Annotated in this window: 11 protein-coding genes; 6 read left to right on the forward strand and 5 right to left on the reverse strand. The window is 63.0% G+C overall.

Annotated features, from left to right (window positions below):
* Positions 1-5: 5 nt before the first annotated feature.
* The gene (locus QF015_RS08160) at positions 6-392 is read right to left on the reverse strand and encodes an STAS/SEC14 domain-containing protein (RefSeq protein ID WP_429388279.1); all 387 of its coding nucleotides are present in this window, start codon (positions 390-392) and stop codon (positions 6-8) included.
* 190 nt (positions 393-582) lie between these two features.
* Between QF015_RS08160 and QF015_RS08165 the strand changes: the two genes are divergently transcribed.
* A complete protein-coding gene (locus tag QF015_RS08165; protein ID WP_397337040.1) occupies positions 583-2,247 on the forward strand; it encodes an ATP-binding protein in 1,665 nt (554 codons plus the stop codon).
* A gap of 159 nt (positions 2,248-2,406) precedes the next feature.
* Here QF015_RS08165 and QF015_RS08170 read toward each other — a convergent pair whose 3' ends face one another.
* Complete coding sequence (locus QF015_RS08170) at positions 2,407-2,577, reverse strand: hypothetical protein (RefSeq protein WP_310206668.1); 171 nt, start codon at positions 2,575-2,577, stop codon at positions 2,407-2,409.
* A 107-nt stretch (positions 2,578-2,684) separates the two neighbouring features.
* Between QF015_RS08170 and QF015_RS08175 the strand changes: the two genes are divergently transcribed.
* Together QF015_RS08175 and QF015_RS08180 are read left to right on the forward strand one after the other, a co-directional pair.
* On the forward strand, positions 2,685-3,755 hold the full coding sequence (locus QF015_RS08175; protein ID WP_429388282.1) for a hypothetical protein: 1,071 nt from the start codon (positions 2,685-2,687) through the stop codon (positions 3,753-3,755).
* Positions 3,756-3,757: 2 nt separating this feature from the next.
* Complete coding sequence (locus QF015_RS08180; RefSeq protein ID WP_429388284.1) at positions 3,758-5,311, forward strand: putative bifunctional diguanylate cyclase/phosphodiesterase; 1,554 nt, start codon at positions 3,758-3,760, stop codon at positions 5,309-5,311.
* Here QF015_RS08180 and QF015_RS08185 read toward each other — a convergent pair.
* Complete coding sequence (locus tag QF015_RS08185) at positions 5,304-5,882, reverse strand: GNAT family N-acetyltransferase (protein WP_429388286.1); 579 nt, start codon at positions 5,880-5,882, stop codon at positions 5,304-5,306. The genes QF015_RS08180 and QF015_RS08185 overlap by 8 nt on opposite strands.
* Positions 5,883-5,990: 108 nt before the next feature.
* Here QF015_RS08185 and QF015_RS08190 point away from each other — a divergent pair, with 108 nt between their 5' ends.
* Genes QF015_RS08190 through QF015_RS08200 form a run of 3 tightly spaced genes read left to right on the forward strand, consistent with a single transcriptional unit; the run spans position 5,991 to position 8,452 of the window.
* Positions 5,991-6,455 (forward strand): hotdog fold thioesterase, encoded by a 465-nt coding sequence (locus QF015_RS08190; protein WP_429388288.1) that lies wholly within the window; start codon positions 5,991-5,993, stop codon positions 6,453-6,455.
* A gap of 6 nt (positions 6,456-6,461) precedes the next feature.
* Positions 6,462-7,811 (forward strand): phenylacetate--CoA ligase PaaK, encoded by a 1,350-nt coding sequence (gene paaK / locus QF015_RS08195; RefSeq protein WP_310206682.1) that lies wholly within the window; start codon positions 6,462-6,464, stop codon positions 7,809-7,811.
* A gap of 38 nt (positions 7,812-7,849) precedes the next feature.
* On the forward strand, positions 7,850-8,452 hold the full coding sequence (locus QF015_RS08200; protein WP_310206685.1) for a TetR/AcrR family transcriptional regulator: 603 nt from the start codon (positions 7,850-7,852) through the stop codon (positions 8,450-8,452).
* A 437-nt stretch (positions 8,453-8,889) separates the two neighbouring features.
* Here the strand turns inward: QF015_RS08200 and paaZ are convergent, their stop codons facing one another.
* Together paaZ and QF015_RS08210 are read right to left on the reverse strand one after the other, a co-directional pair.
* Entirely contained in the window at positions 8,890-10,989 is a 2,100-nt protein-coding gene (gene paaZ / locus QF015_RS08205) for a phenylacetic acid degradation bifunctional protein PaaZ (protein WP_310206688.1), read from the reverse strand.
* A 184-nt stretch (positions 10,990-11,173) separates the two neighbouring features.
* On the reverse strand, positions 11,174-12,157 hold the full coding sequence (locus QF015_RS08210; RefSeq protein WP_429388291.1) for a glycosyltransferase family 2 protein: 984 nt from the start codon (positions 12,155-12,157) through the stop codon (positions 11,174-11,176).
* Positions 12,158-12,184 lie beyond the last annotated feature (27 nt).

The following is a 12,184-nucleotide window of genomic DNA, read 5'->3' on the forward strand; positions in this document are numbered from 1 at the left end:
TGGCCCTAAGCCTCCACCAGCCACTCCAGCGCTTCTGTTTCAGATGTGAAGAACTTGGTAGGGCACGGCGGTTTCATGATGCCCAGGAAAAAGTTCGCAATGACCCTGTCCACCGGAGAAGAGCCCCAGAGCGCGATGCGGTTGGCTTGGCACGGTTTGGCGAAGATGGAACGGGCACCCCGGGTGACGTCGTCCGTGGTGGCCATGTCCACGATCATCGGGTGCCGTTCCGCGCCGCAGAGCTCATTCACGCGGTCCATGGCACGTTGGGCGTCCGATTCCTTGATCCTTGCCCCTCGCGGCCAGGTAAGGCGAAGGATGCCCGGGGCTTCAAGCTCGAGGTCGAACGTCACGTGTTGATGGTCCTGCGGCGGTGTTGCTGGTTGGTCCACAGTGCTCCTTGCGCATTGATCGCTCTGCACGGGAAGCCGGGAGGGGCTTCCCTGCTGACAATCCCAAGGCTGTCGAATCCCGGGGCCAAAGTAAAGGTGTGTCCCACGACTCATCCAGCGCATTTGACGCGCGGCCACCTTTGTCCGCAATGCCGCTGATAGGGTGTTGCCACATCATGAAACACCGTGAATGAAGCGTTGGAACGGAAGGGGCTCAGTGGGCGGGACCGTTGCCGACGAACAGTATGTCCGCTCCGCCGTAGTGGCGGATTCAGACAAGGAGCGGCTGGCCGCGACCACCGCTGCGCTTTCCTCTGCGGGATTCGATGTTTTCCCTGCCGGGGACGCCGCGTCGTTGGCCTCCCATCTTCATCAGCATTCGCCCTCGGTGGCGGTGGCGGAGAGTTCCCTGGCACACGGACTCCGAAGCCCTGGGGTTCCCATGCTGTTGATCCTTAATACCCGGGAATCCCTGGACCTCCGGGAAGTGGAATCCTGGCGCGTAGCGGACTACGTCATCAGTCCGGTGAAGTCCGACGAACTCGTCCACAGGGTAAAAACCCTGATCGGCAGGGCCACGGAACGCGCCCGCTCACGCGGCGAAATCGAAGCACTGCGGGAAAGCCTCCGCAATGTGTCCTCAGCGATCCGGGAGACCAACGATCCCCAATTGATCGCAGACCATGTGGTCCGCGGTTTCGGTGAGGCACTGAAAGTGGACCACGTTTGGTTCGCCACTTTCCGCGACGAGCGCGTCCCCACCATACGTGCCCAGTGGAACCGCCCCGGACTCCCTCTGCTTCCTGCACGGCTGGGTGAGAGCGAGAATGCCATCGCGGAGACGGCCAACAGGCTGTGGGCCGACGCGGATGTCCTTGCCGTCACTGACCACCGCGACGACCCCGACTCCGGAATTGCCAAGGCCCTGCGGGAGTGGTCCGGCGACCTCGAACCTGTCTCCACCGTCCTTCTCCCCGTGGGTGAAGGAGCGTCCGCCATGGGCATCATCCTGCTCTCCACAGTCCAGGAACGGCACCATTGGACCCGTCCGGAGATTGCGTTGATGCAGCACGTGGCGGGGAACGTGGCCCACGGCCTCATTCAAGGCCACCTGATCAGCGCCCAACAGCGGGTCCTGCACCAGCTGCGGCAGTTGGACAAGGCCAAGACCGATTTCCTGGCCACCGTCAACCACGAACTCAGAACGCCCCTGACATCCATCACCGCCTATCTGGACATGATCCGTGACGGTTCGGCGGGGCCCGTCCCTGAAGGCATCGGCAAAATGCTGGACGTCATCGCCCGGAACTCCGACCGGCTGCGCAGGCTCATTGAAGACATGCTCACCGTCTCCATGCAGGACGGCAGCAACCTTGACCTCAAACCGGTGGACATCGCCAAGCTCCTCCAGGTGGTGGTAGCGACACTTCGGCCTCTCGCAGAGTCCCGTCACGTCTCATTGTCCTTCACGGAGGGGACTGAAGATATCGAAGTCACGGCCGACGAAGCGAAGCTCGAACAGGTGTTCACCAACATCGTGGCCAACGCCATCAAGTTCACACCCGAGGGCGGCCGCGTGGGCATCACCAGCTCCGTCTCGGCCTCGGAGGGCGGCGGTCTGGCACTGGTGCGGATCGCGGACAACGGCCTGGGCATCCCCGAGCACGACCTCCCGCACATCTTCACACGCTTCTATCGTGCTTCCAACGCCACCTCCGCAGCTGTGCCAGGGAGCGGGCTCGGGCTGGCGATAGCCCAGGACATCATCAGCCGCCACATGGGCCGCCTGCTTCTTGATTCCACGTTGGGTTCGGGGACCACGGTCTCCGTTGAGTTGCCCGTGGGCGGGCCGTAATCCAGCAAGGTGGGGTATGACAAGCGTGTCAACGCAGGGTGCGGCCCTGCACTCTACGGTCACTAATACTCGACACATGACGAAACAAATTGATGCCCCGGGCACCAGCCCGGGGCATCAATTGATGTCATATGGCCTTGAGAGGCGCTCCCCCAATATTTAGTTCGGCCACCAACCGATGCTGGTGGTGTTTGTCTTCGTGGTGGTGACACTGTTTGGCCACCAGCCGATTGCCGTGCTGTCCTGCGTAGGCTCGGCATTTGCCGGGGCAGCGAAACCCGTTACTGCCAGAACCGCCGCCATGAGCAGGGTTGCCGCAAATTTTTTCATCCGCTATGCCCTTTCGTACTGATGCGAATTTGTTGAACGTGACTTGCATTAAGTCACGCTGCAAACTATACGAGCTTTTCTTCTGTAATGACATGGATAATGGGCACATGCAAAGTCCCCATCCCGCCTCGCACCTCGTTGCCGGTCTCACGGCACGCGCCAAATGGAAGGAACGGGACTTCAACGAGGCCTACCGCCTGGCCGGGGAGGCTGCAAGCCTGGCCGGGATAGCCGGGGATGAAGAATCCTGGTGGAATATGCGGTACCTGCAGGCCGAGTGCCTGAGGGATCAAGGCCGCATAGAGGAATACCTCACCTTGGCCGTGGAACTCAATGATCACAGCCTGACAGCATCCTCACCCGAATTCGGTGCCAAGGCAGGAACCATGGTTGCCGTGGCCCTCCAAGGCCTGGGCAGGCTCCCCGAAGCCGCCGCCATGGCCGCAGATGCGGCTAAACTCGCGGCCAGGGACGCCGAATTGCTGTACGTCCAGATCCTCGCCCAACGCGCGCTGATCGCTGCCTTGGCCGAAAGCCGCCTCCTCGACGACGCCTGGCGGGAATGCCTGGTACTGGAAACCCTGCTGACCGACGACGTTGATGAAGACACCGCGGGCAAAGGGTACTGGGTCATCGGCAACGTCGCTTTCCTGGCCGACCGAGTAGACGACGGGGGGCGCTATCACGACCTCGCGGCTGAAAGACTTTCACCGTCCAAGGACGTTGATTTGTGGGCGCGTTTCAACCGGGCGTCCGCGGAAATGCGGCTCCAGGCAAAACTCAGTGATGCGGCAACGCTTCGCTGCATTGAACGGGCTGAGCTCGCCACGGACATTGTGGGCGGCTCCGAACGCGACCACTTGGAAATGTCTTTGGTCCGGGCCCATTGGTATTTCCTTAGCGGTGATATGAAGCAGGCCATCGGAATCCTTGAACCGCTGTGTGCGCGGTCCTCCATCCTGGCGACGCAAACCTCGGCCGAAGCGCATTTCCTGTTGGCCCGGACCTTGCTCGAATCCTCCAGGCGTAGCGACGCACTGGCGATGTTCGAGGAAGCTTCCACGCTGTTTGAACAGGCGGCGTTGCCCGAACGCAGCGCAGCAGTTCGGGAGTACCTTCGCCTTAGCGATGAACAACGCCTCAGCGATGAACAACGAGGCGAGCCACACGGGGGGTGACCATGTCGGAAGGAAAAATGTACTCCGGTGAAGATCCGCGCCTGGGGCTGCTCCTGGACGGCATCGTGCGGTTGGCAGCCGGCGATCTGAACACCCGGATCGATGTCTCTGAAGCCCGCGATGAAATCGATGCAGTGATCATGGGTACCAACCTTCTGGCCGAGGACCTTCAGATCGTTTACGAAGAGCTGGAGCAACGGGTTCAGGCCCGGACGCAGCAGCTCAACGAAGCCCACCAGGCAATGCAGCATATGGCCATGACCGATCCGCTCACCGGACTGAACAACCGCTCCGCTTTTGCCACCGCCCTCAGCGAAGCCCAGGCCAATGGGGCGAAGAGTGGCACAAGGGCAGCCATTCTCCTGCTGGACATGGACGGTTTCAAGGCCATCAACGACTCCCTGGGGCACACCATCGGGGACAAAGTCCTGGAGACGGTGGCTGCCCGCATCACCGGGGCCGTGCGAGAGCAGGACATGGTGGCCCGCATGGGTGGCGACGAGTTCGCTGTGCTGATTCCCGACGTAACTCCTGCAACAGCCGCTTCCATAGGGAACCGAATCCTGGCTGCCGTGGTGGATGTCATGGAGATTGAGGGTCAGCACCTCCGTTGCGGTGCCAGCATGGGCCTCCGGATGGCAGATCCCGGCCATCGTGCGGAGGAGCTGATGATGGAAGCGGACATCGCCATGTACGAGTCCAAGGCCGACGGGCGTGGGAAGGTCAAGGTCTTTGAACCGGACATGCTCCTTGCCCGGCAAATGCGGAACCAATTGGTGGGCGAACTCAAAGAGGCAATTGCCGGCTCCCAGCTGGTGCTCTACTACCAGCCCATCATCCGGCTTGATACCCGCGGGATCGAAGGCGTGGAGGCTTTGGTCCGCTGGAACCACCCCACCCGCGGACTCGTCATGCCGGACGAGTTCATCCCCATTGCCGAGGAGACGGGAATGATCTCCGACCTGGGCGGCTGGGTGCTCCGCACCGCCGTCGAGCAGTTGAAGCAATGGCGCACCGACCCCCTCACCTCAGGCCACAACTTCAGCATGCGCATCAACGTCTCGGCAGCTGACCTGCAGCGGCTGGAGTTCATCGAAGACGTCCGGGAGGCGCTGGCCTCGGCGGAGCTTGACCCCTCACTCCTGGTCCTGGAACTGACCGAAAGCGCGGTCATTCAGGGCAACGATCTTGACCGCTACACGCTCAACAGCCTCCGCCGCTTGGGCGTGGGGCTGGAAATCGACGACTTCGGCACAGGCTATTCGTCCATCAGCTACCTGCGCCAACTCCCGGTGGACACCGTCAAAGTCGACCGGACCTTGCTCTCGGCCTTGGGCAGCGACCCTGCGCAACCGGCCTTGTTGGCCGCCGTGCTGCAACTGATCCGGGCGTGCGGACTGGCCGCAGTGTGGGAGGGCATCGAAAGTGCTGATCAGGCCGAATACCTGCTCAGTATCGGTTGCACCAGCGGACAGGGGTACTACTTCAGCAGGCCCTTGCCGGCGGCGCAGCTGACCGAACAGCTGAAACACCACAAGACGTGGCCCGTCAGCTGATGGTCCTCGTCCACGGGTGGTGCCGCGTGCGCCACTCCGAGTCCAGCATCGCGTAGATGTTCTCCGTGGCCCACTGGCCTTTGTAGTGCCAGTTATCCACCAGCGTTGCTTCCAGACGCATGCCCAGCCGCTTGCAGATTCCCGCCGATCCCTCGTTGAGCGCGTCCAGCTTGGCATCGATGCGGTGGAAAGCCAGCTTTTCGAAAGCCAGCTTCATGACGGCTTCTGCGGCTTCGGTGGCAATCCCGTGACCGCGCGCCTCGGGGTGGAGGATCCAGCCCAGCTCTGCCTGTCCGGTACCCTCCAGCCATTTCAGCACCACCTCGCCCATCAGGCCGGGTTGGTCCTGGCGCTCGATGGCCAGGCAGATCCAGTCACCCTCCTGGTTGAATTCGAAGTTCGCGTACCGGCCCAGCACTTCCATGGACTTGGTCTTGGTCAGTTCGTTCCGCAGAAGGAACCGGGCAGTTTCGGGAAGCGACTGATATCCGTGGAACCGTTCGAGGTCCTCGGCTTCGAAGCGGCGCAGGATCAGGCGGTCGGTGATGATGGGGAGCTCAATTTCGGGCATAGGTTCGAGGCTACTAGGTGCGGACGCATACTGGTCCAGTCTTGACACGTGACGCGATCTGGGATTACCTAATGAACATTCGGTAAATAAAGCTGGAGGCAATGACGCATGGTTGAAACAACCCTCTCCGGTGCATCGCACCACATCCTGACGAACGACTACGCGTCCGAATGGATGGGCATCGAGGTCCTCAAGCTCGACGACGGCCACGCCACCATCCGCATGCACCTCCGACAGGAGATGCTCAACGGATTCGGCATGGCACATGGCGGAATGATCTTCGCCTTTGGGGACACCGCCTTCGCACTGGCCTGCAACCCAGCCAACCCCACCCCCGAGCAAGCCGCCAACATTACGGTGGCGTCCGGCGTCGACATCAACTTCATCAAGCCCGCCTTCCAAGGCCAGGTGGTTACCGCCGTCGCAAACCGCCGCGCGAGTACCGGCCGAAGCGGCCTCTACGACATTCAGATCTATGCGGCCTCGCCCGACGCCCTGTCCGCCCCGGACGCCGGGCCCGGGGAACTCATTGCCGAGTTCCGTGGCCGCAGCCGCACCATCTCCAAGAAGTAGGAACCCATGACGCAAAACACCGTGGCCGCACCCGCAGCTTCCTCGTCCAAGGAAACTGCCCCCGTGCTGGACCGTGAAGAGACCATCTCCCGCGACGAACTCGAGGCCCTGCAGCTCACCCGCCTGCAGCACACCGTGGCCTACGCCTACGACCGCGTACCGCTGTACAAGCGCAAGTTCGACGAAGCCGGTGTCCACCCCTCGGACCTCCGCGAACTGGGCGACCTCGGTAAGTTCCCGTACACCACTAAGGAAGACCTCCGCCTGGAATACCCGTTCGGCATGTTCGCCGTCCCGCAGGACCAGGTGGCACGCATTCACGCGAGCTCCGGCACCACAGGCCGACCCACCGTAGTTGGCTACACCAAGAACGACCTCGCCAACTGGGCAACCCTGGTGGCCCGCTCCTTCCGCGCCTCCGGCGTCCGCCCCGGCATGAAGGTCCACAACGCCTACGGCTACGGCCTCTTCACCGGCGGCCTCGGCGCGCACGCCGGTGCTGAAGCGCTCGGCTGCACCGTGATTCCCATGTCCGGAGGCCAGACCGAACGCCAGATCCAGCTCATCCAGGACTTCAAGCCGGACGCCATCCTCGCGACGCCCACGTACCTGCTGACCATCGCGGACGCCATGGCACACCAAGGCATCGACCCCACGTCCACCTCGCTCAAGTACGCCGTGCTCGGCGCCGAACCCTGGACCGAAGAGATGCGCCACGAGCTCGAGGTCACCATGAACATCAAGGCCTCGGACATCTACGGACTCTCGGAAGTCATGGGCCCGGGCGTGGCCGGGGAAGCAGTGGAAACGCAGGACGGCTGCCACATCTGGGAAGACCACTTCCGCCCGGAAATCATCGACCCGTTCGACCACTCCACGGTCCTGGACGACGGTGAACCCGGCGAACTTGTCTTCACGTCCTTGACCAAGGAAGCTCTGCCGATCATCCGATACCGCACCAAGGACCTCACCCGGCTGCTCCCCGGCACCGCACGCCCGGCCCACCGCCGCATGGGCCGCATCACCGGTCGCAGCGATGACATGATCATCCTCCGCGGCGTGAATCTGTTCCCGTCGCAGATCGAGGAAATCGCGCTGCGCATCCCCGAACTCAGCCCGCATTTCCAGCTCGAAATCACCCGCCCTGAGGGCAAGCGCATGGACTCCCTGACCGTGAAGATCGAGCGTCGCGAGAACGTTCCTGCCGAGGCAGGCACGACGGCGGCACACACCTTGCGTGAGCAGATCAAGATTCACGTCGGGTCATCGTGCGTCGTTGACGTCGTCGAGCCCGGTTCCCTGGAGCGTTCAAACGGGAAGCTCCGCCGGATCTACGACATGCGCCCCAAGGGCTAGGCGCCGTTCCCCCGGTGAGATCGTGAGAAAATGCCAGCATGCCTACTGAGACCACCACCAAGCGCGGACGGCCCGGTTATGACCAGCAGTCAGTGCTCCGCATCGCCGTCGACGTCTTCAACCGCCACGGGTACGATGCTACGTCCATGGGCATTTTGGCCGAGAACCTCGGGATCTCCAAGTCAGCCATCTACCACCACGTGCCGTCCAAGGGCGATCTGCTGAAGCTCGCCCTGGACCACGCGCTGGGCGGCCTGGAGGCCATCCTTGAGGAGCCCTCAGCCACGTCCGGGCCGGCTGACGCGCGGCTTGAGTTCGTGCTGCGGCAGACTATTGGGGTGTTGGTGGACAGGCTGCCGTTCGTCACGCTTCTTCTGCGCCTGCGCGGCAACACGGAGATCGAGCGGGACGCACTGGAACGCCGCCGTGCGTTCGACCACAAGGTCGCGGAGTTGATCTCCGCTGCCCGGGAAGACGGCTCCCTGCGCCAGGACATCGATCCCCGCACCGTGACCCGTCTTCTGTTCGGCACCATCAACTCGATCGTCGAGTGGTACAAGCCGGGCGGCTCACTGTCCCCCGAGAAGCTCGCGGACGATGTCATCACCATGGTCTTCGACGGCCTCCACACGGCCGCCTGAACCCCTCCCGGCCTCCCGCTCCCACACCCCTGCAGGGGAACGCTCTCTCACCCCTTACGTCCCTCGGGCCAACGCTCTCTCACCCCTTACGTCCCTCGGGCCAACGCTCTCTCACCCCTTACGCCGCTCGGGCCAACCCCCTCTCACCCCTAACGCCCCTGGGACCAACGCCCTCTCACCCCTAACGCCCCTGGGACCAACGCCCTCTCACCCAGGGCGTCGAAGCGCGAGCCGACCAACGTCGTCGTCGTACCATTCCCCGAACAACTTTCAGCCGGTAACAACAAACGCTTCCCCACACGTTGGATGTGGGGAAGCGTTTGTCGTTCAATGAGAGAGCGACGCACCCAAACCCGAAAAAGGTGAGAGAGCGTCACACCCAAACCCGAAAAAGGTGAGAGAGCGTCACACCCAAACCCGAGATAGGTGAGAGAGCGTCACTTTTCCACGAGGGTCAAGACGTCGTAGGTGGCCACGATTTCGTCGTTCTGGTTGGTCAGGACGGCATCCCAGGCCACTTCGCCGTATTCGTCCGTCTCACGCGGAGTGATCTTCTTGGCGGTCAGCGTAACGCGGATGGAATCACCTGCTGCCACCGGGGTAATGAAGCGCAGGTTCTCCAGGCCGTAGTTGGCCAGGACGGGACCCGGTGCCGGCTCGACGAACAGGCCCGCAGCCCAGCTCAAAAGCAGGTAGCCGTGCGCCACGATACCCGGGAAGAACGGGTTGGCTTCTGCAGCCTCCTGGTTGGTGTGCGCGTAGAACGTGTCACCCGTGGAATTGGCAAAGGCGGTGATGTCCTCGAGCGTTACCTCGCGGAGTTCAGAGCGCACAGCATCACCGATGCGCAGAGTTGAGAGGTGCTTACGGAACGGGTGCTCGCCCTCGGTCTCCACAGTGAAGTTGCGGTCAGCGCCGGTGTGCCAGACGCCCGTCACAGCGGTCAGCATGTTCGGCGAACCCTGGATGGCGGTGCGCTGCATGTGGTGCAGGACGGAGCGGATGCCACCCAGTTCCTCGCCGCCGCCTGCGCGGCCCGGACCACCATGGACCAAGTGCGGGACCGGTGAACCGTGACCCGTGGACGAGCGTGCGTCTTCGCGGTTGAGCATGTGGACACGGCCGTGGTGCGCTGCGATGCCAAGCACCAGCTCCTGCGCAACAGCGGGATCGTTGGTGCATACCGAAGCCACCAGCGAACCCGAGCCGCGGGCGGCCAGGCGGACCGCGTCGGCCAAGTCCGTGTACCCCAGCACCGAGGACACGGGGCCGAACGCCTCAAGGGAGTGGACTTCTTCGGTCTCTGCGTCGGCCCAGCTCAGAAGCACGGGCGACATGAAGGCACCGTCCTCCACCACACCCACGGCGCCGCCAACCGAGGTGACCGACGGCGTCTCGAGGGATCCGTACGCAAGCTCACCACCGGCGTCGAGCATTGACTGCACTGCCGCGCGGACATCGGCGAGCTGTTCCAGCGACGCCAGCGCACCCATGGTGACGCCTTCGGCACGGGGATCGCCGACGACGACGCGTTCGTTGATCCGGGCGCCGATGGCTGCAGCAACATCAGCCGTGAGCGATTGGGGAACGATGATTCGGCGGATGGCCGTGCACTTCTGTCCTGCCTTGACGGTCATCTCGGTGACGACGGCTTTGACGAAGGCGTCGAACTCAGGGGTGCCGGGCACAGCGTCCGGGCCAAGGATGGCAGCGTTCAGCGAGTCGGTCTCAGACGTGAAACGGACGCCGCCCTGGACCACGTTCTTGTGGCCCTTGAGCGAGTTGGCAGTGGACGCCGAACCCGTGAAGGACACGAGGTCGCGGTAGTCGAGTTCATCCAGGATGGTCCGGGCGGAACCGGAGATCAACTGAAGGGAACCGGCGGGCAAAATACCCGATTCGACGATGGCCTTGACCGCAGCGGCGGCGACGTATCCCGTAGGCGTTGCCGGCTTCACGATGGTGGGAACGCCGGCGAGGAAGGCCGGAGCGAACTTCTCCAGCATCCCCCACACGGGGAAGTTGAACGCATTGATCTGCACTGCGACGCCAGGGATGCGGGTGTAGATGTGCTCGCCCGCGAACGAGCCGTCCTTGGACAGCACCTCCATGGGACCGTCCACCACGACCTGCGAGTTGGGCAGTTCACGGCGGCCTTTGGAACCGAAGGTGAAAAGCACGCCGATGCCGCCGTCGATGTCGATCATGTTGTCGATCTTGGTGGCGCCGCTCTGCGACGAGGACTCGTACAGCTCCTCACGGCGGCCGTTAAGGTACTGGGCAAGCTCCTTGAGCTTGAGCGCACGCTGGTGGAAAGTCAGCTTCCCGAGTTCAGTTTGGCCTGTGGTGCGGGCGAAATTCACGACGGCGGCAAGGTCCAGTCCGTCGGTGCTCACGTTGGCCAGGACTTCTCCGGTGCTGGCATCGCGGACCGGGACCTTCCTGGCGTCCGGTGCCGGGGTCCACCAGGCATCCTGAACGTAGCTGGGGACGGTTGCAACGGCTGTGGTTTCCGGGGCGACTGCGGTAGTGGTCATCGTCGACGGGTCCTTCCAAGGCACGTGAAATCGGCACGGTCATTGCTGACTGGAGCCAACATTACTGACCGGCCGTTCGGTAATATATACAGGGTACATGAATGCCCGGAGGAGTACAGCAGTTATTTTGCGGGACGCCCCCTGCCCGGGACGCCCCCTGCCCGGGACGCCCCAGCGGGCAGCTTTAGCCCTTGCCGCCCAACTTCTTCGCCAGCAGCAGCGGCTTCCTGAGGAACTCCCCCACGCTGGTCCGGGCAATGACCGTCTGGTTCAGGGCGTCGAGCCGCTCCAGCACGTGGTCAAGCTTGGCACCTGCCTCGTCGAGGCGACGCTCCTGCGCGCGGATGAGCTCTTCCTGCTCAGCCAGGACGCGGGTCAGGTACAGCATGCCGCCGAGCCCTCCCTGTGCGACACCGTCGCGGAGATGTTCATCGCGCACCAGGGCATCGTAGCGGGCGTGTTCGGCTGCCTTGGCGAAGATGCTGTTGCCGTCATGTCCCTCGGATTCGGGCCGCTGCGACCAAAACGCGAGTGGTTCGCCGTCGAGGAATCCCACCCGCGAGTGGCTGAGGACGCGCAAGTGGAATTCCCAGTCGCCAACCACCGGGAGGTCTTCGTTGTAGTAGCCCACGGCATCGTGGAGGCTGCGGCGGTACAGGAAGGAAATGGGGACGGCCCGGTTGATCTTCAACATGTCCGCGAGGGTGATCTGCTGCATGTCCGCCCAGAAGATCTCCCGGCGGATCGGCTCGATCCGGTCCTCCACCAGTTCTTCGATGACGATCTCAGTCCGGACCATGACGCCGCTTTCCGCCCCATGCACAGGGTCGTCCAAGTAGGCGACGGTGCTCCGAAGGAAGTCCGGCGCCCAGAAGTCGTCGTCATCGTGGATCACGATGAACTCGCCGCTGCCGGCCTTGATGCCCGCATTCGATGCAGCTTCCATACCCACGGACACGGGGTGGTGGAGCGTCGTCATGCGCGCCTGCTCATCGTCAGACCGCTGGGAGGTGAGGCGATCGACGTCGGCCGGGTTGCCGCCGTCGTTCACAATTACCAGCTCAAAATCCTGGAATGTCTGCGCGAAGATGTCATCGAGGGCCCGGGCCAGGAAAATCGGGCGGTTCTTGGTTCGGGTCACGATGGTGACGCGGGCACCGGCGTTCATAGCGGGTCCATTCCGTTGGGGGAAAGT

This window comes from Paenarthrobacter sp. TE4293 (assembly GCF_050435325.1).
Lineage (GTDB): Bacteria > Actinomycetota > Actinomycetes > Actinomycetales > Micrococcaceae > Arthrobacter > Arthrobacter nitroguajacolicus_C.

Bases quoted from the DNA above. Each gene is read 5' to 3' on its own strand.
- QF015_RS08165 (WP_397337040.1), top strand. From the start codon at position 583: ATGAAGCGTTGGAACGGAAGGGGCTCAGTGGGCGGGACCGTTGCCGAC.
- QF015_RS08170 (WP_310206668.1), bottom strand. From the start codon at position 2,577: ATGAAAAAATTTGCGGCAACCCTGCTCATGGCGGCGGTTCTGGCAGTA.
- QF015_RS08175 (WP_429388282.1), top strand. From the start codon at position 2,685: ATGCAAAGTCCCCATCCCGCCTCGCACCTCGTTGCCGGTCTCACGGCA.
- QF015_RS08180 (WP_429388284.1), top strand. From the start codon at position 3,758: ATGTCGGAAGGAAAAATGTACTCCGGTGAAGATCCGCGCCTGGGGCTG.
- QF015_RS08185 (WP_429388286.1), bottom strand. From the start codon at position 5,882: ATGCCCGAAATTGAGCTCCCCATCATCACCGACCGCCTGATCCTGCGC.
- QF015_RS08190 (WP_429388288.1), top strand. From the start codon at position 5,991: ATGGTTGAAACAACCCTCTCCGGTGCATCGCACCACATCCTGACGAAC.
- paaK (WP_310206682.1), top strand. From the start codon at position 6,462: ATGACGCAAAACACCGTGGCCGCACCCGCAGCTTCCTCGTCCAAGGAA.
- QF015_RS08200 (WP_310206685.1), top strand. From the start codon at position 7,850: ATGCCTACTGAGACCACCACCAAGCGCGGACGGCCCGGTTATGACCAG.
- paaZ (WP_310206688.1), bottom strand. From the start codon at position 10,989: ATGACCACTACCGCAGTCGCCCCGGAAACCACAGCCGTTGCAACCGTC.
- QF015_RS08210 (WP_429388291.1), bottom strand. From the start codon at position 12,157: ATGAACGCCGGTGCCCGCGTCACCATCGTGACCCGAACCAAGAACCGC.